Origin of the sequence: Spirosoma utsteinense (assembly GCF_014282275.1) — a bacterium.
In the GTDB taxonomy this organism is placed as follows: domain Bacteria; phylum Bacteroidota; class Bacteroidia; order Cytophagales; family Spirosomataceae; genus Spirosoma; species Spirosoma utsteinense.
The window spans coordinates 1-584 of record NZ_VFIA01000173.1; the positions used below are offsets into that span (position 1 = coordinate 1).

The window sequence follows — 584 nt, forward strand, 5'->3', positions numbered from 1 at the left end:
CCACTGGTAGTCGGTCAGTTTAGTAAATTGTTTGGTCACGGCTTTGTTGCTTGGTCGCTACAAAGGTGACACGACTACCAGCCTTTTTCAATTCCCCAACACGTTCTAAAGGGTAAAAGAGTATTGATAATCCATCCTTTTGAAGAATCAATAAAAGCTCAATACAATAAAAGAAAATTGTTGTTTAATAATGTGTTATTGTTGCCGGATTTTAAAATCACGGTTTTAAAAGCTGTTCAATCTGTGGCTGGAAATGGTGTGAAGTCTGGATTCGACAGTTGGTTCGGAGCATTAGACTATATGAAAAGTAGAATAAATGAAATTGATTTTGATATTGCTATCATTGGATGCGGAGCTTATGGAATGCCTCTTGCAGCACATGTGAAAGATACAGGAAAGCAGGCAATTCATATGGGAGGAGAGACTCAAATAATGTTTGGTATAAAAGGTAAAAGGTGGGAAAATGAATCGTATAATACTAATTCAAATTAATAACGTCGTGTTTTTTAAGTACGGGAAACAGGTCAGTGAAATGACCTTGCCTTCTTCGGCAAACAGCCCCTCAACAATCACCTGAATGCGGC

1 protein-coding gene is annotated in these 584 nt (G+C 38.0%); it reads left to right on the plus strand.

The features are described 5' to 3' along the window. The first annotated feature begins 123 nt into the window (after positions 1 to 123). Positions 124 to 492 carry a hypothetical protein gene (locus tag FH603_RS28335; protein WP_186742783.1) on the plus strand — a complete coding sequence of 123 codons (369 nt, stop codon included), beginning with the start codon at positions 124 to 126 and terminating at the stop codon, positions 490 to 492. The last annotated feature ends 92 nt before the right edge of the window (positions 493 to 584 follow it).